Raw genomic sequence first — 22222 nt, forward strand, 5'->3', positions numbered from 1 at the left:
CGACTGAGCTGTGACAGAAGATTTATGTCTTCCTGTCCAAGATCAGGCGGTTGCGATCTCGACGATCGCTTCGACCTCGACCGGGGCGTTCAGCGGAAGCTCGGCGACACCGACCGCGCTGCGGGCGTGCCGACCGGCCTCACCGAAGACCTCGCCGAACAGCTCCGACGCGCCGTTGACGACGGTGGGCTGGCCGGTGAAGCCGGGTGCCGAGGCGACGAAGCCGACCACCTTGACCACCTTGACGACGTATTCGAGGCCGACCAGGGAGTCGATCGCCGCGAGCACGTTGAGGGCGCACTGCCGGGTCAGGTCACGGGCCTGCTCCGCGGTGACCTCGGCGCCGACCTTGCCGGTCGCGAGCAGCTCGCCACCGGAGATCGGGAGCTGACCGGAGACGTAGACATAAGCGCCGGACTGTACGGCCGGCACGTACGCGGCGACCGGCGGAACAACCTCGGGCAGCGTGAGGCCGAGCTCGGCCAGCCGCTCGTGCGGAGTCATGCCTTCGGCCGCTTCAGATAGGCGACCAACTGCTCCGGGTTGGGGCCCGGGATCACGGAGACCAGCTCCCAGCCGTCGTCACCCCAGTTGTCCAGAATCTGCTTGGTCGCGTGGACCAACAGCGGCACGGTCGCGTACTCCCATTTCTGCATGCGGCCGAGGTTACCGGTGGCGATCAGAGCGGGCCGAGGTCGGCTACCCTGCTCGGCGACGGCTCGACCGCAACCGGACGAGAGCTTGTGGGGAGACCATGACCGTGCCGCCCGACGGTGCCGAAAGCCGGCCAGCCGACGCCGCCCCGTCAGGCGACGAAGGCGACGGACGCCCACCCGTCCCGCCGCCACCGCCGCCGCAGGCGACACCCGCTCCGCCGCCTCCCTCCGGACCGCATTCCGGGCCACCCACACCCGTCCCGGCCCCGGCCCCCGCTCCCCCGCCAGCGGCACCCCAGGACCCGCCAACGCCGCCGCCCGGCGAGCCGTCGACGACCGAGCCCGAGCCTGCCCGGACCCAGGAGCTACCGCCCGGCCCACCAGCCCCGCTTGTCGCACCCCGGCCGATCAGCGCGCCGCCGGCGCCCGAGCCGCCGCAGCCCCCGCTGTGGACTCCGCCGCCGTGGATGCCCCCTGCGCCGCCCACCGTGCCGCCCGGCACACAGGAATGGGCGACGCAAGCGCCGCCCTGGGCCACTCCGGTTCCGGCCCCTGCCCAGGCGGATTCCACCGTGGGTTGGGCCGCCGTACCCCCTCATCCGGCGCCGGCACCCGCCAAGCGCCGGAGCCGCGGACCGCTGGTGGCGGCGATCGTGCTGGCCGTCGTCCTGCTCTGTGGCGGTGGCGGAGGCCTGGCCGCCTTCCTGCTGCTCCGGGACACGGAGACCGGCGAGGGCGCGGCCGAACCGGTGGCGGCGGTGGAGGGCTTCCTCGACGCCGTCTACGTCGACCAGAACGCGGCTGCGACCACCGGGCTGCTCTGCGGTGAGGCCCGGAACCAGAGCGCCGTCCAGGACAAGATCGACGAGGTGCAGCGGTACGCCCGGACGTACCCGAGCCCGCGCTACCGCTGGGACCCGCCGAAGGTGGAACAGCAGGACGCCGACAAGGCGATCGTCTCGACCAAGTTGACCGTGTTGACCGCCGACGACCGCAGTGCCGAGCAGCAACTCCGCTTCACGCTGGTCCACAAGACCGGCTGGTGGGTCTGCGACGTCGGCTGACATCTACCCTTGGGTCGTGACCAGACCCGCCGCGACCAGCCGACGTGCCGATCTGTGGCCGGCGCGACTGCACGTCGTGACCGGCAAGGGTGGCACCGGCAAGACCACGGTGGCCGCCGCGCTCGCCCTGGCGCTGGCCGCCGGCGGGCGCCGGACGCTGCTGGTCGAGGTCGAGGGGCGGCAGGGCGTCGCGCAGCTTTTCGGCACCCCGCCGCTGCCCTACGAGGAGCGCCGGATCACCGCCGCGGCCGGCGGGGGCGAGGTGCGGGTGCTGGCCATCGACGCCGAGGAAGCCCTGCTCGAATACCTCGAGATGTTCTACCGGCTGGGTGCCGCCGGCCGGGCGCTGCGCCGGCTGGGCGCGATCGACTTCGCCACCACCGTCGCGCCGGGCGTGCGTGACGTGCTGCTCACCGGCAAGGTCAAGGAGGCCACGACCCGGACCTCGGGCGGGCATCGGGTGTACGACGCGGTCGTGCTCGACGCCCCGCCGACCGGGCGGATCGGCCGGTTCCTCAACGTCACGGCGGAGACGGCCAAGCTGGCCAAGGTCGGGCCGATCAAGACGCAGAGCGACGGCGTCCAGGCACTGCTCCGCTCGCCGATGACCGCTGTGCATGTGGTCACACTCCTGGAAGAGATGCCGGTGCAGGAGACGGTCGATGCGATCGAGGAGCTGACCCGGCTGCGCATCCCGGTCGGGCACGTGATCGTCAACGAGGCGCAGGTCCCGCTGGCCTCCGTCGGCAAGGTCACTCAGGCCGAGCTCAAGCGCGGTTTGAGCGCTGCCGGGCTGCCGACCGACCGGGCCACGGTCACCGGCCTGTACACCGAGGTGAAGAATTACCTGACCCGCCAGGAGCTGGAAGACTCGCTCCGCACCGACCTCGCCGAGCTCGGTCGGCCGGTGCTGGAGCTGCCTTTGTTGAGCGGCGGAGTCGACCGGGAGGGGCTCGACCTTCTCGCCGCCGCTCTGCTTGCTGGTCCGACCCCATAAACTCGGTCATGTGTCTTCGGATCTACACCCGCCACGGCTGGACGTCGACCGGATCCTGAGTGATCCGGGCGTCCGCATCGTGGTCTGCTGCGGTTCGGGTGGGGTCGGCAAGACCACGACGGCCGCGGCGCTCGCTCTGCGGGCCGCCGAGGAGCACGGCCGGCGCACCGTGGTGTTGACCATCGACCCCGCCCGCCGCCTGGCCCAGTCGCTCGGCCTCACCGAGCTCGACAACACCCCTCGGCCCGTCAAGGACGTCGGCGAGGGCAGCGCGGGCTCGCTGCACGCGATGATGCTCGACATGAAGCGCACCTTCGACGAGGTGGTGCTCACGCACACCGACCCGGCGAAGGCGGCGGAGATCTTCGCCAACCCCTTCTACCAGGCGATGAGCTCGACCTTCTCCGGCACGCAGGAATACATGGCGATGGAGAAGCTGGCCCATCTGCACGCGCAGGGTGAGTGGGACCTGATCGTGGTCGACACCCCGCCGTCGCGCTCCGCGCTGGACTTCCTCGACGCGCCGGCCCGGCTGGGCCGGTTTCTCGACGGCAAGATGCTGCGGCTGCTGCTGGCACCGGCCCGCGCCGGCGGACGCAGCGTGTTCGGCCTGGTGACGGCGTCGTTCGGGGTGTTCTCCCGAGTCGTACAGAAGGTGCTCGGGGCGCAGCTTTTGACTGATTTGTCAGGCTTTGTCGCCGCACTCGACTCGATGTTCGGCGGCTTCCGGCAGCGCGCCGAGCAGACCTTCCAGATCCTTCAGGCTCCCGAGACCGCGTTCCTCGTGGTCGCGACGCCCGAGCCGGACGCGATCCGCGAGGCGTCCTACTTCGCCCGCCGGCTCGGCGAGGAGCGGATGCCGCTGGCCGGCCTGGTGGTCAACCGCGTGCACCGGACCCAGGTGCCGCAACTGGGCGCCGAGACGAGCCTGGCCGCCGCGGCGGGGCTGACCGAGGCGGGCGAGCAGGCGCCCACGGCCGACGCGTTGCGGATCCACGCCGCGCTGGCCGCGCTGGCCGACCGCGAACGGACCGTGACCGCCGGTTTCGCACAGGAGTTTCCGCACGTGCCCACGGTCGCCGTGACGGCACAGCCCGCCGATGTGCACGACATCGACGGGCTGCGGACGATCGGCTCGGCTATCAGCCAGCCGTGACCAGAGACTTGTCCTTGTTGCGCAACGCGGCCTCGAACATCTTGCGCCAGCTCGCCACCTGCGGATGACGCCGCAGGAGCGCCCGGCGCTCGCGCTCGGTCATGCCGCCCCAGACACCGAACTCGATGCGGTTGTCCAGCGCGTCGGCCAGGCACTCATATCGCACCGGGCAGCTTCGGCAGATCCGCTTCGCGACGTTCTGCTCGGCGCCCTGTACGAAAAGCGCGTCCGGGTCCCCGTTCTGGCATGCCGCCAAAGTCGGCCAGTCTGTAATCATGCCCATCAGTCCACGTCCCCCCTTGCAGTCCGCTGCCGAACTCTCCACACCGGTCGGACGTCCGACCTCGAGTCGGCAGGTGTTGCCCCCGGTCACCCACCGTTCCGTTCCCCCCGGGAGACGGCGGATGGTGCGCGATCCTCGCCGAACCATCATGCTCCGTAGTCGTCTGATTACGCAACGTTGTCAGATAAATACATCACAACCGGGACACTCTTCGCCTACCCCATATGGAGTGGGTGAAGATGCCCCGTACGCGGAAAATCTTGGTTGGATTCGGTCAAATGCCAACACGAACCACAGCAGTCCGGCAGAATCCTCGATGCCGGAGCGCACCGGCTGCCGGAGCGTGCGCATAACACAACAACGACACCGGCTTCCGAAGGACGTGCTCATTGGCGCGTCGGATTTCACCTTGTCGACGGTCTGCGCCGTTGAGGCCCCATACGCGGGACGCGAGATTGTTGTGCGTTCCCGTACCCTGGCGGCGTGAGTGAGCCGAGTGCGCAGGCTGGGAAGCCCCGTAAAAAAAGCTGGATGCGGCGACGTGATCACAACATCTTCGCCAACGCCGCATCGCTGATCATCTGTGGCGTGCTCGCAGGCGTGGTGGTCGCCGCTGCCGCGTTCCCCGCGGTCGCCATGTCGGGCCTGGCCGCCAAGGCGGGTGTCGAGACCTTCGACAAGCTGCCCACCGAGCTGACGCTCAAGCGCCCACCGCAGATCAGTTACATCTATGCCAGCAACGGCAAGACGCCGCTGGCCACGATGTACGACGAGAACCGGCGCGACGTCGACCTCAAAGACATCGCCAAGGTGATGCAGCAGGCCATGATCGCCGCCGAGGACCACGACTTCTACAAGCACAACGGCGTCGACATCAAGGGCATCGGCCGCGCGTTCGTCGCCAACAACCAGGCGGGCGAGACCCAGCAGGGTGCTTCGACGCTCACCATGCAGTACGTCCGGCTCGCCATCGCGTACTCCGCGACCGACCCGCAGGACGTGGTCGCCGCGACCGAGGACACGCCGCAGCGCAAGATCCGCGAGATGCGCTACGCCATCCAGATCGACAAGGAACTGGGCAAGGACGAGATCCTCGAGCGTTACCTCAACACCGCGCCGTTCGGCAACGGCGCCTACGGGGTCTACGCCGCGAGCCAGGTCTACTTCGCCAAGCTGCCCAAGGACCTCACGGTCGACGAGGCCGCCATGCTCGCCGGCATGGTCAAGGCGCCGTCGGACTACGACCCGACGACCTCCGACGGCTACGGCCAGGCGGTGGCCCGCCGCAACTACGTCATCGACAACATGCTCGAGATCGGCGCGATCAACGCCGACCAGCGCGATAAGGCCAAGGCGGTCAAGCTGACCGTCAAGGGCAAGCGCGCGCCGAACGGTTGCGTGGCCACCACCAAGAACAGCTGGGGCTTCTTCTGCGACTTCTTCTACCGCTGGTGGATGGACCAGGAGGCGTTCGGCGCGACGACGTACGACCGTGAGCGGCGGCTGAAGAGCGGCGGCTACAAGATCGTCACGTCGCTCGACGCGGGCGTGCAGGACGCCGCCAAGAAAAACGTCGAGCAGTACTACAAGACCGCCAAGAACCACCCCAACGCGCTGATGGTCGCGGCGATCGAGCCGGGCACCGGCTACGTGCGGGCGCTGGCGGTCAACCGCAACTACAAGCTGGACCCGACGGACAAGCCGCAGAACGGCATGTCCACGAACCCGGCCAAGAAGAAGCGCAAGATCCGGGGCACCTATCCCAACACCACCAACCCGCTGGTCAGCGGCGGCGGTGACATCACGGGTTACCAGGCAGGCTCGACGTTCAAGATCTTCACGTTGGTCGCGGCGCTCGAAAAGGGCTTTCCGCTGAGCTACACGATCAACGCAAAAGAGAAGTACACGTCGAAATACATCGTGGAATACAACGGCCCGAGCGCCTGCCCCGGCACCAACAAATACTGTCCGGAGAACGCCAACAAGAGCATGGCCGGCGTGCAGAACATGTGGACCGGTTTCGGCAGGTCGGTCAACACCTTCTTCGTCCCGCTGGAGGAGCAGGCCGGCGCGGCCAATGTGGTCGACGCCGCCAAGCGGATGGGCATCAAGTTCCGCTCCAAGAGCGACGCGGTGATCGCCAACAACAAGGAGGGCGCCGACCAGTGGGGCGCCTTCACCCTCGGCGTCTCCTCCACCACGCCGCTCGACCTCGCCAACTCGTACGCGACGCTGGCCGCCGACGGGAAATACTGCGAGCCCAACCCGGTGCAGGAGATCATCGCCCCGGACGGCGCCAAGCTCGATGTCGCCGCCTCGCGCTGCAAGAAGGTGATCGACACGCAGGTCGCCCGCGCGGCCGTCGATGCCGCGCGTTGCCCGGTCGGCGACCACTCGAACACGTCCAAGTGCACGAGCGGCACCGCGACCAACGTGCGCGGCGACGTGGGCTTCCCGGTGGCCGGCAAGTCCGGCACGACCGACAGCGAGAAGACGGCCTCCCTGGTCACGATGACCAAGCAGCTCTCCGTGGCGGGCATCCTGGCCGATCCCGACTGGGCCGAGACCAACCACGACATGGAGCACGGCATCGTCAACCCGGCGGTCTACGAGACGCTGCGTGACGGCATGAAGGCGATGAAGGCGACCCGCAAGGACTTCACCGCGCCGAACAACAGCAAGATGATCTTTGGTGATCAGCGCAGCATCCCCAACGTCGAGTGCACCTCGGTCGAGTCCGCCCGGGCGAAGATTCGTGGGGCCGGCTTCATCGTCGATGTCAACGACACCCCGATCGACTCCCGCTGCGCCGCCGGCCAGGCGGCCGGCACGTCGCCGGACGGCAAGACGATCAAGGGCGGCGTCGTGATCATCCAGATCAGCAACGGCAAGGGCGCCGGTGGCCCCGGCGGCGGCGGTCCGGGCGGCGGCGGTCCTGGCCGACCACCCGGCCGCGGCCCAGGAGGCTGACACCACGCGGCCCAAGAGGCCGCACCGCAAACTCAAGGGCCCGCCGGCATTGTCCGGCGGGCCCTTTGCCGTGGCCCTGTCCCGTGGCTCAGCGTGGCGCGCCGGCCAGGCCCGGGTGCGCGCGGAGAGTGCCCAGGTACCGGCGCCGTGGCCGCTCTTGGCGTGCGGAAAGCGGCCGGGTACCGGAGTCGTGGCTGCTCATCGCATGAGAAAGCGGCCGAGCACCCGCGCCGGGGCCGCTCATCGCGTGCAGAAAGCGGCCAGGTACCGGCGTCGTGGCCGCCCGTCGCGTGCAGAAAGCAGCCCAGCATCGGTGTCGTGGCCGGTCTTCGGACGCGGAAAGCGGCCGGGAACCGGAGTCGTGGCTGCTCATCGCGTGCGGCCGGACGCCATGTGACCCGGCGGGTGTGTCGGCATGATCCACGAGATGGGCGCTGGGCGCCCACGTGGTGAGAACGCTCACCGGCCATCCGGGATCGACCGGTTTGTCCTGGAGCCGCTGCGGGCAGGCAGCAATGATCCAGCTACAGTCGGTAGGCTGCCGAAGATTCTTCTTCTTCGCCGCAGCGCCGAGAACAGCACTCACCGGAAAGTTGCCGTGCGACTGGATCACGAACGCATCGTCAGCGACGTGACGGCGCGCCTGACCCGGGCCTCGTCCGCCGAAGAAGCTTGCCGGGTGTCAGTCAACGCCCTGCACGCCCACACGGGGGCGATGGCGGCTGCCCTGCTACCCGTACGCCGTCATCTGCGGTGTGTCGCCGCTGCCGGCGCCTGGCAGGTTTTCACCGCTGTGCAACCGGGGCGCGGTGTGTCCGGCCGCGCCTTCCGCACCGGCCAGACGCAGACCGTCGTCGCGGTGCAGGACGACCCCGACTACATCCCGGTCGGCGCGCCCGGCACTGCGCTGGAAGTCTGCGCGCCGCTGCTGGACACCGACGGCGCCCCGATCGGCGTGCTCAACGTCGAATGGCAGGACCCCACCGACGTCGAGGTCGCCCGCAAGCTGGTCGACGAGGTCGCCGCCTGCCTCGGCGACCGGATCACCCGCCTCGGCGGGCCGCCGCCCGAGAAGCGCACCGAGAAGCTGCTGCGGCACGCCGGCGCGCTTACCTCCGCGTCCACCGAGTGGGAGCTGATGGCGGCCGCCAACGACGCCGCCCGCGACATGTCGGGCCTGTCCGCGGCCGTGCTCGTCGTCGACGACGGCCAGCGGATGCGGGTCGGCATGCCCACCGTGCTCCCGGACGAGTTCGAGTCGAAGCTCCGCGACGTGATGACGGCGCTCCCCGAGTCGGCGCTGCTCGACCTGGTCAACCTCGCGCACAGGCACGGCTCTTCGTACACGCTCGGCGAGGCGGACCACTGCGTACCGCACGCGTACCGCCCGCTGGTCGACGCCGGCGTGGCAACCCTGATCATGGTGCCGGTCGGCCCGCCCGACTCTGGCGGCGTCATGCTGATCGCCGACGAGCGCAGCCTCGAGCCGGACCCGTCGATGGTCAACCTGATGGAGCTGCTGGCCGCGCAGGCCTGGTCCTGCCTCGACCGCTTGCGCACCCTGAGCAAGCTCCGCGAACTGGCGAGCTCCGACCCGCTGACCGGGTTGCGGCACCAGGGCCCGTTCGGCGAGCGGATCCGCGGTGCCGTGCCGGGCCGCACCGCCCTGCTGGCGATCGACATCGACCAGTTCAAGGTCATCAACGACACGTACGGCCATCAGGAGGGCGACGCGGTCCTGGTCGCCGTGGCCGGCGCGCTGAAGGACGCCCTGCGCCACGCGGACGAGCTCTTCCGCCTCGGCGGCGACGAGTTCGTGGCGGTCCTGGAGGTGCGCCACCCCAACGAGGCGATGATGATCGCCGACCGGCTGACGGCGGCGGCCCGGGCGATCGGCCGCACGGTGAGCATCGGGGTGGCGTTGGTCGAGGAAGACGAGCCGCCGGAGCGGGCTTTGCGGCGGGCGGACGCGGCGCTGTACGAGGTCAAGCGCAACGGCCGTGACGGCGCCCGGCTGGCCGGCTCCTGACAGCAAAGAGGGCACATTCGAAAAATCGAATGTGCCCTCACACCTGGTCGGGGTGGCCGGATTCGAACCGACGACCTCTTCGTCCCGAACGAAGCGCGCTACCAAGCTGCGCCACACCCCGAGGCGTGCCGGGCAATACTAGCCCACCGCCCACCCGGGTCAAATTCGGTATGCCGCCTCAGCGAGGGATGAGCGTGAGCAGCGTCGCCTCGGGGCGGCAGGCGAACCGAATCGGGGCGGTCGGGTGCGTGCCGAGCCCGGCGGAGACGTGCAGCCAGGCGCTGCTGTCGGGCCAGTGGTGCAGGCCCTTGGCCATCGAGCGGGGCAGGCCGCAGTTGGTCACCAACGCGCCGACGAACGGCACGCAGACCTGACCGCCGTGGGTGTGCCCGGCGAGCATCAGGTCGAACCCGTCCCGGGCCATGTCGTCGAGCACCCGCGGCTCGGGCGTGTGGGTCAGGGCCAGCCGCAGGTCGGCGGCGGGCGAGGCCGGCCCGGCCACCGAGGCGTAGTCATCGCGCTCCACGTGTGGGTCGTCGACCCCGACAGCCTCGATCAGGCGGCCGCCGGCCTTGATCGTGGTGCGCGCGTTGTTGAGATCGGCCCAGCCGGCGCCGACCAGCACGTCCCGCAGCTCCTCGGTCGGAAGCTCGACGCCCTGGACGTACTCCCGGTCCTTCTCGAAGTAGCTGAACGGGTTCTTGAACACCGGCCCGCGGTAGTCGTTGGACCCGAAGACGAACGCGCCCGGCACGTCGAGCAAGGGCTGAAGGGCACGCATCACACCGGGTACGGCGTCCGGGTTGGCCATGTTGTCGCCCGTGACGACCACCAGGTCGGGGTCGGTGCCGGCGAGCGCGGCCACCCAATGCTGCTTGCGCCGCTGCTCCGGCATCATGTGCAGGTCCGAGAGATGCAGGATCCGCAGCGGCTCGGCGTCGGTGGCCAGCACCGGCACGTCGTACCGCCGGAGGGTGAACAGGTTCCGCTCCACCAGCGCGGCGTAGGCGAACGTCGCCGCCCCAGCCATCGCCGTGCCGGCCGCCAGCCGGTATACCGTGCGCTTTCGCATGGGACCCAGGGTAGTTTGTGGCCTCATGGGCACGCTGAAGGACGTCCTGACCACCGACATGCGAGCTGCGCTCAAGGCCCGCGACGAGATGACCACGTCGACGCTGCGAATGGCGCTGGCCGCGATCGGCACTGCCGAGGTGGCCGGCAAGGAGAAGCGCGAGCTCAGCGACGACGAGGTCCTGGCCGTACTCACCCGTGAGGCGAAGAAGCGCCGCGAGGCGGCGACCGCGTTCGCCGACGCGGGGCGGACGGAGCAGGCGGCGAAGGAAACCGCCGAGGGCGAGGTCATCGACCGGTACCTGCCCAAGCAGCTCTCCGACGAAGATCTCGCGGGGTTGGTGTCCGAGGCGCTCTCGTCAGGGTCGTTCACCGGCAAGGGCCAGATGGGTCCGGCCATGAAGGCCGCCCAGGCGGCCGTGGCCGGGCGCGCGGAAGGCGGCCGGGTAGCGGCCGAGGTCCGCCGCCAACTCGGCGTCTAACTGGTTGCCGCAACGCCCCCAAAGCCACGCGGCGGTTGCCGCAACGACCGGAGCCAACCCGGCGGTTGCCGCAACGACCGGAGCCAACCCGGCGGTTGCCGCAACGACCGGAGCCAACCCGGCGGTTGCCGCAACGACCGGAGCCAACGTCATAGTTGGCAACGGCCGGCGGCCGCCGCCGCATCAACCAGCGCGCGGCACCGCCTGGGCTCGCGGCCCAGCAGCGGCCCCGCGCCTACGACTACTTCGCAGTCAGCTCCGCCGCGACCAGTTCCGCGATCTGGGCCGTGTTCAGGGCCGCACCCTTACGCAGGTTGTCGCCGGTGACGAACAGGTCCAGCGCACGCGGGTCGTCCATCGCGCGCCGGATGCGGCCGACCCACGCCGGGTCGGTGCCCACCGCGTCGATCGGCATCGGGAACTCGCCCGCTGCCGGGTCGTCGACCAGGATCACGCTGGGTGCGTTGCGCAGCGCCTCGCGGGCGCCGTCCGCCGTCACCTCGCTGCCGAAGACCGCGTGCACCGCGACCGAGTGGCCGGTCACGACCGGCACGCGGACGCAGGTCGCCGAGACCTTCAGGTCGGGCAGACCCAGGATCTTGCGTGACTCGTTGCGGAGCTTCAGCTCCTCGGACGACCAACCCGCGTCCTTCAGCGAGCCCGCCCACGGCACCACGTTGAGCGCCAGCGGTGCCGGGAACGGGCCGAGGTCGTCGCCGATCGCCTGGCGTACGTTGCCGGAGCGGGAGCCCAGCACCCGGTCCCCCGCGATCTTCGTGAGTTGGTCGTGCAGCGTGTCGACGCCGACCTGCCCGGCGCCGGACACCGCCTGGTAGGAGGCCAGCACGAGCTCGCGCAGGCCGTATTCACGGTGCAGCGGAGCGATCGCCACGATCATCGTCAGGGTCGTGCAGTTGGCGTTGGCGATGATGCCCTTCGGCCGGTTGCGGATCTGTTCGGGGTTGATCTCCGGGACCACCAGCGGCACGTCGCGGTCCATCCGGAACGCGGCCGAGTTGTCGACCGCGACGGCGCCCAGGGCGGCCGCCCGCGGCGCCCACTCCGCCGACACCTCGTCGGGCACATCGAACATCGCCACATCGACGCCGGCCAACGTGTCCTCGGAAAGCTCCTGGACGGTCAGCTCTTCGCCTCGGCAGTAGACCTTCTTGCCGGCCGACCGGGGCGAGGACAGCAGGCGGATCTCGCCCCAGACGTTCTTGCGCGCCGACAACAGCTCGCACATCACCGTGCCGACGGCTCCGGTCGCGCCGACGACCGCCAGGGATGGCAGGCCGGAGCGCGACACCGGGCTCACCTTCCGGTCCCCGCGTAGACGACGGCCTCTTCGGTGCCGCCCAGATCGAACGCGTCGTGCACAGCACGGACGGCTTCGTCGAGATCGGTGTCGCGGCAGACCACCGAGACCCGGATCTCCGAGGTGGAGATCATTTCGATGTTGACGCCGGCCTCGGCGAGCGCGGCGAAGAACTTGGCCGCGACTCCCGGGTGCGAGCGCATGCCGGCGCCGATCAGCGACACCTTGCCGACGTGGTCGTCGAAGAGCAGCGTCTCGAAGCCGATCTCGGCCTGCACCCGGTTGAGGGCGCCCATCGCCACCGGGCCGTCGGCCCGCGGCAGCGTGAACGAGATGTCGGTGCGGCCGCTCTGGTGCGCGCCGGCCTGGCCCGTCGAGATGTTCTGCACGATCATGTCGATGTTGATCTCAGCACCGGCCACGGTTTCGAAGATCTTGGCGGCCGCGCCGGGTTCGTCCGGGACCGAGACAATCGTGATCTTGGCCTCGCTCCGGTCATGGGCGACGCCGGTGATCAGTGCCTGCTCCACGGGAAGATCCTCCATCGATCCGGTGACGATAGTGCCGGTGTTCTGGCCGTAGGACGAGCGGACGTGGATCGGCACCTTGAACCGCCTGGCGTATTCGACACAGCGCAGCATCAGCACCTTGGCGCCACAGGCGGCCAGGTCCAGCATCTCCTCGTACGTGATCTGCTTGATGAGCCGCGCCCGAGGCACGATACGCGGGTCGGCCGTAAAGACGCCGTCAACGTCGGTGTAGATCTCGCACACGTCGGCGGACAGCGCGGCGGCCAGCGCGACGGCGGTCGTGTCGGACCCGCCCCGGCCCAGCGTCGTGATGTCCTTCGTGTCCTGCGAGACACCTTGGAAACCGGCCACGATCGCGATCGCGCCCTCGTCGAGCGCGCCGCGCAACCGACCCGGCGTGACGTCGATGATGCGCGCCCGGCCGTGCACCGACGTGGTCAGCACGCCGGCCTGCGACCCGGTGTAGGACCGCGCCTCGTAGCCCAGGTTCTGGATCGCCATCGCGAGCAGCGCCATCGAGATGCGCTCGCCGGCGGTCAACAGCATGTCGAGCTCGCGTCCGGCCGGCAGCGGGCTGACCTGGTGGGCCAGGTCGAGCAGCTCGTCGGTCGTGTCGCCCATCGCGGACACCACGACGACCACGTCGTTGCCCGCCTTGCGCGCGTCGACGATGCGCTCGGCCACCCGCTTGATCCGCTCCGCGTCGGCGACCGACGAGCCGCCGTACTTCTGCACTACAAGCGCCACCGCGGAATGCTCCCGTCTCACATGCCCGCGCCCCGCAGCACCAGGGTGGCGCCGCACGGGGCAAACGTGCCAGCGCCGCCGGGTTGGCCGCCGGCGGCGCGATTATCCCCCGTCAGGGTACCGGCGGCCAGGGTGTGAGGGGAGTCGCGATCCCACCATCTGACGGACCGTCACGCACCGTTCACGATCAGAAGTTCCACCCGGGCGAAGACACGCCGACACACATGGACGGCTCTACATGCCAAGACCACCACAATGAACCCCGTGTGGGCGTACGGGGTGAGCCCGCGCCGGTGGTTCGCCGGCGCGCTGGCCGCCGTGCTCGTGCTCACGGGCTGTGGCGGCGATCCGGCCCCGAAGCCCACCGACCCGGCACCCACCGGGACCCAGCCGCCGAAAGCCGAGGCGCGGGACCAACTCGCCGCCCTCGCCGCCGCCGCGCAGGACCGCACCCTGACCGCGATCTACACCTACCGCGCCGACGGCCGGGAGCGCAGCGTCTCGCTGACGATCTCGCCCGACGGGAGCTGGCGGGTCGACGTGCCGGACCTGGCGCTCGGCGGCACGGTCGACATCTCGATCGTGCGCAACGAGATCGGCCTGTTCCAGTGCGCGTTGCCCTCGGCCGACGAGTCGCTGACGCCCAACTGCGTGAAGGTGGGCGGCCCGGACGCCGACGTGCCCAACTCGATCGACCCCAAGGTGCAGCGCGCGCTGGTCACCGTCCGCCACGTGCTGACCGACCCGGGCGCCCCGCTGTCGGTGTCGGCGGCGCCGCCCGTGGCCGGCGCTAAGGGCACCTGCTTCGCGGTGGAGACCACCACGGCCTCGGTCAGCGCCGCCCTGGACGTCGGTTTCTACTGCTACGACGCCGACGGCACCCTGACCGCGGCCCGGCTCGGCTACGGCGAGCTGGTGCTGGCCGGGCCGACCGGCCCCGCACCGGCGAGCGTCGCCATGCCGGGCCCGGTCACCGACGGCAAGCCGCTGGGCATGGAGGCACCGCCGAGCCCCACGCCGACGGTCACCGGCAGTGCGCAACCAGGCACTTAACGAGACCTTCGTCTCAGAGTCCGGACGGTCCTTGGCAAAAGCGCCGCAGGGTCACGTAGGGTGATCGTTGTCATGTGGCATCGGCAGCTCCTGCTTCCTTGCCGCGACGGGGCCCCCCAGGCCGGCACCCCGTCGCGGAGCTGAGTCGCGCCGTCCGTTCGCTGCACCGAACAGGTTCTTTTAGCCGCCCGACGGCGCCCATGACTCTTTCTCCAGCCTCAGGAGCTTTTTCGCGATGTCTGACGTAACGTCCGAAAATCCCATCGCCCGCCAACGCGCCAGCCAAATGCCGTTCCAGCGGTACGCGTCGTACCACGAGCAGTTCGGCCTGGATCTCCCCGACCGCACCTGGCCCACCCGCCGCATCGAGACCGCGCCCCGCTGGTGCGCCGTCGACCTGCGTGACGGCAACCAGGCGCTGATCGACCCGATGTCGCCCGAGCGTAAGCGCCGAATGTTCCACCTGCTGGTCGAGATGGGCTACAAGGAGATCGAGGTCGGCTTCCCGTCGGCCAGTCAGACGGACTTCGACTTCGTCCGGCAGCTCATCGAAGACGACATGATCCCCGACGACGTGACGATCCAGGTGCTGACCCAGTGTCGCGAGCACCTGATCGACCGCACGTTCGAGTCGCTGCGCGGTGCCAAGCGCGCGATCGTGCACTTCTACAACTCGACCTCGACCCTGCAACGCCGGGTGGTGTTCGGCCTCGACAAGGACGGCATCACCGACATCGCCACGAGCGGTGCGCGGCTCTGCCAGAAGTACGCGGAGATCCACACCCCGGACACCGAGATCTTCTACGAGTACTCGCCGGAGTCCTACACGGGCACCGAGCTGGAGTACGCGCTCGAGGTCTGCTCCGCCGTCATCGACGTGATCGACCCGACGCCGGACCGCCCGCTGATCATCAACCTGCCGGCGACCGTCGAGATGGCCACGCCCAACGTCTACGCCGACTCGATCGAGTGGATGCACCGCCACCTGCCCCGCCGGGACAGCGTCGTGCTGAGCCTGCACCCGCACAACGACCGCGGCACCGCTGTCGCCGCCGCCGAGCTCGGCGTGCTGGCCGGCGCCGACCGCGTCGAGGGTTGCCTGTTCGGAAACGGCGAGCGCACCGGCAACGTCGACCTGGTCACGCTCGGCCTGAACGTGTTCTCGCAGGGCGTCGACCCGCAGATCGACTTCGGCCGCATCGACGAGATCAAGCGCACCGTCGAGTACTGCAACCAGCTCCCGGTGCACGAGCGCCACCCGTACGCCGGCGACCTGGTCTACACCGCCTTCTCCGGCTCGCACCAGGACGCGATCAAGAAGGGCCTGGACGCCCTCGGCAAAGACGCCAAGGAAGCCGGCGTGCCGATCGACGACTTCACCTGGGGCGTGCCCTACCTGCCGATCGACCCGCGTGACGTGGGCCGCACCTACGAGGCGGTCATCCGGGTCAACTCGCAGTCCGGCAAGGGTGGCGTCGCGTACATCATGAAGGAGGAGCACAACCTCGACCTGCCGCGTCGGCTGCAGATCGAGTTCTCCGGCGTGGTCCAGGCGCACACCGAGAACGAGGGCGGCGAGGTCGAGCCCGAGCGGATGTGGGAGATCTTCGCGGCGGAATACCTGACCGCGCGGACCAGCGACATCACGTTGCACGGGTACGCGACGGCCACGGTCGACGACAAGGTCGAGGTCGAGGCGACCGTCGAGTACTCCGACGCGCAGCGGGTGTTGACCGCGGTCGGCAACGGCCCGATCGACGCCTACGTCAACGCGATCCAGAGCATGGGCATCCGCGTACGCGTACTCGACTATGCCGAGCACGCCATGTCCTCCGGTGGAGACGCGCGAGCCGCCGCCTATGTGGAGTGCGACGTCGACGGCGAGACCGTGTGGGGCGTCGGCCTCGACCCCAACATCGTCAACGCCTCGATGCGAGCCATCACCAGCGCGGTCAACCGCGCCCGCAAGTAACCGGCGATCCCGGAAAGACCGGAGCCCGGCACCCGAACATGGGTGCCGGGCTCCGGGCTTAGGGGGTTTCGTCGGTGCGCACCGGGTGCACCGAGTGGTTGGCGGTCGTCATGACGGTCACCGCGCGGTGCCACATGGCCGCGACCACGCCACCGCAGAACACCAGGGCCAGGGCGGCGCCGACCACCATCAGCCCGGCGCACCAGAGCATCGCGGAGCGGAACGAGGAGGTCAGGTCGGCCGGCACCTGGTACGACTCGCCGGTCAGGCCGACCAGCAACGGCAACGCGGCGATGGCGATCAGCGCCCCAGCCCGGGCGGCGGCGTTGTTGACCCCGCTGGCGATCCCCGAATGTTCCATGCTGACCGCGCCGAGCACGGCGGTGGTCAACGGAGCCACCAGGGTGACCAGGCCGAGGCCGAAGAGCAGCACGCCGGGCAGCACGTCGGTGAGGTAGTTGGTGTCCGGCCCGATCCGGCGCAGCAGGATTATCCCGACCGCGGCGACCACCGGACCGATGGTGAGCTGCCAGCGCGGGCTGATCCGCGTCGCGAGCTCTCCGGAACGCGCCGACAACAGCAACATCAGCACCGTCGCGGGCAGCGTGGCCACGCCGGTCTGGAACGCGTCGTACCCGGCGACGTTCTGCAACATGACGGCGAGGAAGAAGCCCTCCCCGCTCAGCGCGCCGTAGACCGCCACCGTGTAGAGGTTGAGCACCGTGAAGACCCGGCTGCGGAACAGCGACGGCGGGGTCATGGCCGCGTCGCCTTTCCGCCGCTCGACCAGCACGAAGGCCACCGCGCTCACGACCCCGATGGCGATCGCACCGACCACCAGGGGCGCGCCCCACCCGTCGTCCGGCGCCTCGATCAGCGCGAACGTGATGCCGGCGAGAGCGAGCGCGGCCAGCACGGCGCCGGTCACGTCGAACCTGGTGTTCTCCTTGGGCGCGCGGCTCTCCGGCACCCATTTGGCCGAGGCGAGGATCGCCAGGATGCCGAGCGGCACGTTGATCAGGAACGCCCAGCGCCAGGAGAGCGCGTCGATCAGGTAGCCGCCGACGAACGGGCCGAGCGCGGTGGAGATGCCGGAGAAGCCCGACCACAAGCCGATCGCCCGGCCCCGGTCCTCGGAGCGGAACGACGCCTGGATGATCGCCAGCGAGCCCGGTGTCAGCAGGGCCGCGCCGGCGCCCTGGAGGAACCGGGCGCCGATCAGCATGCCGATGGTCGGCGACAGCGCGCACAGCACCGACGCCACGGTGAACCAGACGACGCCGATCAGGTAGATCTTGCGGCGGCCGAGGCGGTCTCCCAACGAGCCGCCGAGCAGCACGAACGCGGCCAGGGTGAGCAGGTAGCCATTGATGGTCCATTGCAGACCCGCGATGCTCGAGTGCAGGTCGGCACCGATGTGCGGCAGGGCCACGTTGACGATCGTGCCGTCGAGAAACGCCATGCCGGACGCGAGGATGGTGGAGAAGAGCACGCCCCGACCGGCTGCCGACTTCAGTTCCAGGGGTGAGGGCGCGGTCATGTGCCCAATCTGCCCCGCGCGGTCACGGACCACCACTGACTCGCCGAAGGAACCGGGGGTTCTGGCCTGGGTGGCGGTCGGGGCGCACGATTAGCACGTGCGTACCCCCCGCATCCTCCTCAATGTCCTGACCGCCGCCGTCGTCCTCACCTTTGCCGCCGGTTGCGTCCCGGTTGAACCCGGTTCGGCCGGTCCACGAGCCACCGAAACCGGTCCAGCGGCCACCGAATCCACCCGGTTGCTCGACCAGTTGACCGTGGCGCGGGCGGCCTCGATGAAGGGCTACAGCCGTGACCGGTTCCCGCACTGGCGAAAGGCCGGCAAGAACTGTGACGTCCGCGACACGGTGCTGAGTCGCGACGGCACGGGCGTCGAGGTGAGCGGATGCAATGTGGTCGGCGGGCGCTGGGACAGCGTCTACGACAACCGCACGCTGACGGACCCGTCCGACATCGACATCGACCATATGGTGCCGCTGGCGAACGCCTGGCGCTCAGGCGCCGACGAGTGGGAGGACAAGGCGCGGGGCGATTTCGCCAACGACCTGACCCGCCCTCAACTGCTGGCGGTTTCGCTCAACAGCAATCGGGCAAAGGGTGACCAGGATCCGTCGCAGTGGAAGCCCAGCAACCGCGACTTCTGGTGCGAATACGCGCAAGACTGGATCGCCGTCAAGCACTACTGGAAGCTGACGGTGACCACCGCGGAAAAGGCCGCGCTAGCCGACATGCTGGAGACCTGCCCATGACGGAACCGACAGCGAAGCAATCCGACCTGACCGCCGGCCCCGGCGGCGTAATGACCGAAGAGGTCGGCGTAGTAACCGGCGACCTCACCCTGCGCACGGAGTTCGCCGGCGGCAACGTCGTGCTAAAGGTCCAGTACAAGGACGCCGACGAGTGGTACGCCGTCACGGGCGGCAAGGCCGGTCTGAAAGACCCGGCCGACCTGGACGCCGTCCACACGATCGCCCTCGCCCTGCTCAACCGTCCGGCGGGTTGAGGCTGTTGCCGCAACCCGCCGCGTACCTGGCAGCGCAGCGAAGCGGAGCGGTCCCCGGCGGGAGCGACGGTCGTGCCGCCGACGAGCCCGGGACCGCGTCCGCTCTTGACCTTTAAGCGGCCTGGCCGCGACCGGCGACTTCCTCGTTGTCAGCGACGGGGAAGTGGCACGCGGTGGCGTGGTCCGGTGAGTCACCCTCGCGGACGACCAGCGGCGGCTCGGTCGTCGCGCAGATCTCCTGCGCCTTCCAGCAGCGGGTGCGGAACCGGCAGCCGGACGGCGGGTCGATCGGGCTCGGCACGTCGCCGGTGAGCAGCACGCGCTCGCGCTGGTTGGACTCGCGCCGGCGCGGGTTGGGCACCGGCACCGCCGACATCAGCGCCACGGTGTACGGGTGGCGCGGGTTGGCGTAGAGCGACTCGCGGTCGGCGACCTCGACGATCTTGCCGAGGTACATGACCGCGACCCGGTCCGAGATGTGCCGCACCACGGACAGGTCGTGCGCGATGACCACGTAGGTCAGGCCGAGCTCTTCCTGCAGGTCTTCGAGCAGGTTGACGACCTGGGCCTGGATCGACACGTCGAGCGCGGAGACCGGCTCGTCCGCCACAATCAGCTTCGGCTTGAGCGCGAGCGTGCGGGCGATGCCGATGCGCTGCCGCTGACCGCCGGAGAACTCGTGCGGGTAGCGGTTGTAGTGCTCCGGGTTGAGGCCCACCAGCTTGAGCAGGTCCTGCACCGCGCGCTTGACGCCGTGCTCGGTCTTGACGCCCTGGATGTGGAACGGCGCACCGACGATCGCGCCGACCGTGTGCCGCGGGTTCAAGGACGAGAACGGGTCCTGGAAGATCATCTGCATGTCGCGGCGGAAGGGCCGCATGGCGCCGGTCTTCAGGTGCGTGATGTCGGAGCCGTCGAAGGTGATCTTTCCGGCGGTCGGCTCGGCCAGCCGGGTGATCAGCCGGCCGGTCGTGCTCTTGCCACAACCGGACTCGCCGACCAGGCCCAGGGTCTCGCCCTTGTAGACCTCGAAGTCGATGCCGTCGACGGCCTTGACCGCCGCGACCTGACGCTTCAAGAGGCCCTTGGTGATCGGGAAGTGCTTCTGCAGCCCGGTCACCGAGAGCAGCGCCTCTTTGTTCGGAGTCTGCGCGGCGCTGGGAGTCTGCGCGGCGACGCCTTCCCGGGCGATGCTCTCCGTCATGATCCTGCCTCCAACTTCGGGCGGACCTGCTCCTGCCAGATCCGCTTGCGCTCCGCCACCGGCAGGTGGCAGCGCACCAGGTGGCCCCGGCCGGACTCGACCAGCTCCGGGACCTCCGTCGTACCCCGACCGCCGGTCTGCGGCTCGTAGGTGCAGCGCGGATGGAACGCGCAGCCCGACGGCACGTTGATCAGCGAGGGCGGGGTGCCCTTGATCGGCATGAGCCGGTTCGTGACGCCCCGGTCGAGCCGCGGCATCGAGCCGAGCAGACCCCAGGTGTACGGGTGCTCCGGCTCTTCGAAGATGGTCACGGCCGAGCCGTACTCGATGCACTTGCCGCCGTACATGACCAGCACGTCGTCGGCGAGCTCGGCGACCACACCCAGGTCGTGAGTGATGATGATCAGCGCGGAGTTGAACTCCTGCTGCAGGTCACGCATCAGGTCGAGGATCTGCGCCTGCACGGTCACGTCGAGGGCCGTGGTCGGCTCGTCGGCGATCAGCAGCTCCGGGTCGCAGGACAGCGCCATCGCGATCATCGCGCGCTGCCGCATGCCGCCCGAGAACTGGTGCGGGTAGTCGTCGACCCGGCGGTCCGGCTGCGGGATGCCGACGCGGCCGAGCAGGTCGATCGCGTGCTTCTTGGCGACCGACTTCGACACGTTGTTGTGCACCCGGTAGGCCTCAACGATCTGATGGCCGACCGTGTAGTACGGGTGCATCGCGGACAGCGGGTCCTGGAAGATCATCGCCATCCGGCGGCCGCGCATCTTGCGCACGTGCTCCGGGTCGGCGCCGACGATGTCGGTGCCGTCGAGCAGGATCTGGCCGGACACCCGGGCGTTGCGCTTGTTGTGCAAGCCCAGGATGCCGAGGCTGGTCACCGACTTGCCGGAGCCCGACTCGCCGACGATGCCCAGCGTCTTGCCGCGCTGCAGCGAGAAGTTCAGGCCGTCGACGGACTTGACCAGGCCGTCGTCGGTCGGGAAGTGGATGCGCAGGTCCCGCACATCGAGGAAGGCATCTGGAGCAGGCATCAGGCCAGCCTCACCCTCGGGTCGATGACCGCGTACACCACGTCCACGATCAGGTTTGCGATGACGACGAAGCCCGCGGAGAAGATGACGAAACCCATCACCTTGGGCATGTCGCTGGCCGTAATGGCGTCGATGGCGTACTTGCCGATGCCCGGCAGCGAGAACGTGCTCTCGGTGAGCACCGCGCCGCCCAGCAGCAGGCCGACATCGAGGCCGAAGATCGTGGCGATCGGAGTGAGCGCCGCGCGCAGGCCGTGTTTGGTGACCACCGTCCGCTCGCGCAGGCCCTTGGCCCGCGCGGTGCGTATGTAGTCCTCACCCATGGTCTCGAGCATGCCGGCCCGGGTGAGCCGGGCGTAGGCCGCGGAGAACAGCAGAGCCAGCGTGATCCAGGGCAACAACAGGTCGTACGCCCAGTCCAGCGGATTTTGTTCGATCGGCGTGTACGAGCCGCCGCGTGCGGTCCAGCCCAGTCCGTAGCTGAAGATGACCAGCGAGACGAGGCCGGTCCAGAAGATCGGGAGCGACACGCCGCCGAGGGCGAAGCCCATCGCGGCCCGGTCGAAGATGCTGCCGCGCTTCAGCGCCGACAGGACACCCGTCGAGACACCGAGGATGACCCAGATGATCGCCGCGCCGAAGGCGAGGGACGCGGTGACCGGGAGCCGGTCGAGGATGTCCGGCAGCACCGGGTTGCGGCCGATGAACGAGTAGCCGAGGCACGGTGCCGGGCAGTGGTACGTGGAGCCGCCGAAGATGAAGTCTCGGCCGGCGAAGATGGCATGCAGCCAGTCCCAGTACTGCTTGAAGAAGTTGTCAGTGAGGCCCAGCGCCTTGGCGGCCTCGGCGACAGCTTCCGGGCTGGCGGTCCGGCCCACGTACCGGGACGCCAGGTCTTCGGCGGTGCCGCCGGCCCAACGCGGCACCAGGTAGAAGATGCCGAAGGTGATCATGCTGACGATGAGCAACGTCAGCACGGCGCCGAACAGGCGCCGGATGATGTACGCGATCACGGGGTTCGGCTCCGGTGGTCGGCCCGACCCGGTTGCCCGGGTCGGGCCGACCACCGCTCGCCTTCACCTACCTCACTTGGGGTGCTTGCTAACCAAGA

Annotated in this window: 19 protein-coding genes, 1 tRNA gene and 1 pseudogene; 10 read left to right on the forward strand and 11 right to left on the reverse strand. The window is 69.4% G+C overall.

Annotation, left to right across the window (positions count from 1 at the left end):
• Positions 1-42: 42 nt before the first annotated feature.
• Positions 43-504 (reverse strand): RidA family protein, encoded by a 462-nt coding sequence (locus tag BLV39_RS40345; protein ID WP_090804460.1) that lies wholly within the window; start codon positions 502-504, stop codon positions 43-45.
• Positions 501-656 (reverse strand): Sp36 family protein, encoded by a 156-nt coding sequence (sp36, locus tag BLV39_RS40350; protein ID WP_090804462.1) that lies wholly within the window; start codon positions 654-656, stop codon positions 501-503. Before sp36 ends, BLV39_RS40345 begins: the two co-directional genes overlap by 4 nt.
• Positions 657-1297: 641 nt before the next feature.
• Between sp36 and BLV39_RS40360 the strand changes: the two genes are divergently transcribed.
• Genes BLV39_RS40360 through bagB form a run of 3 tightly spaced genes read left to right on the forward strand, consistent with a single transcriptional unit; the run spans position 1298 to position 3873 of the window.
• On the forward strand, positions 1298-1720 hold the full coding sequence (locus BLV39_RS40360; RefSeq protein WP_090804464.1) for an Rv0361 family membrane protein: 423 nt from the start codon (positions 1298-1300) through the stop codon (positions 1718-1720).
• Positions 1721-1736: 16 nt separating this feature from the next.
• Entirely contained in the window at positions 1737-2717 is a 981-nt protein-coding gene (gene bagA, locus BLV39_RS40365; RefSeq protein ID WP_090804466.1) for an ATPase BagA, read from the forward strand.
• Positions 2718-2727: 10 nt separating this feature from the next.
• Positions 2728-3873: an ArsA family ATPase gene (bagB, locus tag BLV39_RS40370; RefSeq protein WP_090804468.1), complete on the forward strand. Its 1146-nt coding sequence runs from the start codon at positions 2728-2730 to the stop codon at positions 3871-3873.
• Here bagB and BLV39_RS40375 read toward each other — a convergent pair.
• On the reverse strand, positions 3860-4156 hold the full coding sequence (locus tag BLV39_RS40375) for a WhiB family transcriptional regulator (protein WP_089254707.1): 297 nt from the start codon (positions 4154-4156) through the stop codon (positions 3860-3862). The genes bagB and BLV39_RS40375 overlap by 14 nt on opposite strands.
• A gap of 531 nt (positions 4157-4687) precedes the next feature.
• Between BLV39_RS40375 and BLV39_RS40380 the strand changes: the two genes are divergently transcribed.
• Positions 4688-7126, forward strand: a complete 2439-nt coding sequence (locus BLV39_RS40380; RefSeq protein ID WP_090804470.1) for a penicillin-binding protein — start codon at positions 4688-4690, stop codon at positions 7124-7126.
• Positions 7127-7730: 604 nt separating this feature from the next.
• Complete coding sequence (locus BLV39_RS40385; RefSeq protein ID WP_090804704.1) at positions 7731-9155, forward strand: sensor domain-containing diguanylate cyclase; 1425 nt, start codon at positions 7731-7733, stop codon at positions 9153-9155.
• A 44-nt stretch (positions 9156-9199) separates the two neighbouring features.
• Here BLV39_RS40385 and BLV39_RS40390 read toward each other — a convergent pair.
• Positions 9200-9276: transfer RNA gene (locus BLV39_RS40390), tRNA-Pro, on the reverse strand.
• 57 nt (positions 9277-9333) lie between these two features.
• Positions 9334-10227, reverse strand: a complete 894-nt coding sequence (locus BLV39_RS40395) for a metallophosphoesterase (RefSeq protein ID WP_090804472.1) — start codon at positions 10225-10227, stop codon at positions 9334-9336.
• A gap of 25 nt (positions 10228-10252) precedes the next feature.
• On the opposite strand from BLV39_RS40395, the gene BLV39_RS40400 reads away from it, so the two are divergent.
• On the forward strand, positions 10253-10708 hold the full coding sequence (locus BLV39_RS40400) for a GatB/YqeY domain-containing protein (RefSeq protein WP_090804474.1): 456 nt from the start codon (positions 10253-10255) through the stop codon (positions 10706-10708).
• 241 nt (positions 10709-10949) lie between these two features.
• Here the strand turns inward: BLV39_RS40400 and BLV39_RS40405 are convergent, their stop codons facing one another.
• Positions 10950-12017: an aspartate-semialdehyde dehydrogenase gene (locus BLV39_RS40405; RefSeq protein ID WP_275414261.1), complete on the reverse strand. Its 1068-nt coding sequence runs from the start codon at positions 12015-12017 to the stop codon at positions 10950-10952.
• A 5-nt stretch (positions 12018-12022) separates the two neighbouring features.
• On the reverse strand, positions 12023-13303 hold the full coding sequence (locus tag BLV39_RS40410) for an aspartate kinase (RefSeq protein ID WP_090804476.1): 1281 nt from the start codon (positions 13301-13303) through the stop codon (positions 12023-12025).
• Positions 13304-13558: 255 nt separating this feature from the next.
• On the opposite strand from BLV39_RS40410, the gene BLV39_RS40415 reads away from it, so the two are divergent.
• The gene (locus BLV39_RS40415) at positions 13559-14356 is read left to right on the forward strand and encodes a hypothetical protein (RefSeq protein WP_244895860.1); all 798 of its coding nucleotides are present in this window, start codon (positions 13559-13561) and stop codon (positions 14354-14356) included.
• Between the two features lie 235 nt (positions 14357-14591).
• On the forward strand, positions 14592-16328 hold the full coding sequence (gene leuA, locus BLV39_RS40420) for a 2-isopropylmalate synthase (RefSeq protein ID WP_090804478.1): 1737 nt from the start codon (positions 14592-14594) through the stop codon (positions 16326-16328).
• Positions 16329-16386: 58 nt separating this feature from the next.
• Here leuA and BLV39_RS40425 read toward each other — a convergent pair whose 3' ends face one another.
• A complete protein-coding gene (locus tag BLV39_RS40425; RefSeq protein WP_090804480.1) occupies positions 16387-17868 on the reverse strand; it encodes an MFS transporter in 1482 nt (493 codons plus the stop codon).
• 97 nt (positions 17869-17965) lie between these two features.
• Between BLV39_RS40425 and BLV39_RS40430 the strand changes: the two genes are divergently transcribed.
• Both BLV39_RS40430 and BLV39_RS45290 read left to right on the forward strand, forming a co-directional pair.
• The gene (locus BLV39_RS40430; protein ID WP_239083663.1) at positions 17966-18616 is read left to right on the forward strand and encodes an HNH endonuclease family protein; all 651 of its coding nucleotides are present in this window, start codon (positions 17966-17968) and stop codon (positions 18614-18616) included.
• A gap of 29 nt (positions 18617-18645) precedes the next feature.
• Positions 18646-18870: pseudogene (locus tag BLV39_RS45290) on the forward strand (hypothetical protein); the annotation flags it as partial.
• A 112-nt stretch (positions 18871-18982) separates the two neighbouring features.
• Here BLV39_RS45290 and BLV39_RS40440 read toward each other — a convergent pair.
• Genes BLV39_RS40440 through BLV39_RS40450 form a run of 3 tightly spaced genes read right to left on the reverse strand, consistent with a single transcriptional unit; the run spans position 18983 to position 22124 of the window.
• Positions 18983-20074 (reverse strand): ABC transporter ATP-binding protein, encoded by a 1092-nt coding sequence (locus BLV39_RS40440; RefSeq protein ID WP_090804485.1) that lies wholly within the window; start codon positions 20072-20074, stop codon positions 18983-18985.
• Positions 20071-21111 carry an ABC transporter ATP-binding protein gene (locus BLV39_RS40445; protein WP_090804487.1) on the reverse strand — a complete coding sequence of 347 codons (1041 nt, stop codon included), beginning with the start codon at positions 21109-21111 and terminating at the stop codon, positions 20071-20073. Before BLV39_RS40445 ends, BLV39_RS40440 begins: the two co-directional genes overlap by 4 nt.
• Entirely contained in the window at positions 21111-22124 is a 1014-nt protein-coding gene (locus BLV39_RS40450) for an ABC transporter permease (protein ID WP_090804708.1), read from the reverse strand. Before BLV39_RS40450 ends, BLV39_RS40445 begins: the two co-directional genes overlap by 1 nt.
• Between the last annotated feature and the right edge of the window lie 98 nt (positions 22125-22222).

This window comes from Asanoa ishikariensis, from assembly GCF_900107455.1.
Lineage (GTDB): Bacteria > Actinomycetota > Actinomycetes > Mycobacteriales > Micromonosporaceae > Asanoa > Asanoa ishikariensis.

Excerpts from the sequence above, each read along its gene's own strand:
- BLV39_RS40400 (WP_090804474.1), top strand. The coding sequence starts at position 10,253 with ATGGGCACGCTGAAGGACGTCCTGACCACCGACATGCGAGCTGCGCTC.
- BLV39_RS40445 (WP_090804487.1), bottom strand. The coding sequence starts at position 21,111 with ATGCCTGCTCCAGATGCCTTCCTCGATGTGCGGGACCTGCGCATCCAC.
- BLV39_RS40380 (WP_090804470.1), top strand. The coding sequence starts at position 4,688 with ATGCGGCGACGTGATCACAACATCTTCGCCAACGCCGCATCGCTGATC.
- BLV39_RS40425 (WP_090804480.1), bottom strand. The coding sequence starts at position 17,868 with ATGACCGCGCCCTCACCCCTGGAACTGAAGTCGGCAGCCGGTCGGGGC.
- BLV39_RS40375 (WP_089254707.1), bottom strand. The coding sequence starts at position 4,156 with ATGGGCATGATTACAGACTGGCCGACTTTGGCGGCATGCCAGAACGGG.
- sp36 (WP_090804462.1), bottom strand. The coding sequence starts at position 656 with ATGCAGAAATGGGAGTACGCGACCGTGCCGCTGTTGGTCCACGCGACC.
- BLV39_RS40440 (WP_090804485.1), bottom strand. The coding sequence starts at position 20,074 with ATGACGGAGAGCATCGCCCGGGAAGGCGTCGCCGCGCAGACTCCCAGC.
- BLV39_RS40345 (WP_090804460.1), bottom strand. The coding sequence starts at position 504 with ATGACTCCGCACGAGCGGCTGGCCGAGCTCGGCCTCACGCTGCCCGAG.
- BLV39_RS40415 (WP_244895860.1), top strand. The coding sequence starts at position 13,559 with ATGAACCCCGTGTGGGCGTACGGGGTGAGCCCGCGCCGGTGGTTCGCC.
- BLV39_RS40395 (WP_090804472.1), bottom strand. The coding sequence starts at position 10,227 with ATGCGAAAGCGCACGGTATACCGGCTGGCGGCCGGCACGGCGATGGCT.
- leuA (WP_090804478.1), top strand. The coding sequence starts at position 14,592 with ATGTCTGACGTAACGTCCGAAAATCCCATCGCCCGCCAACGCGCCAGC.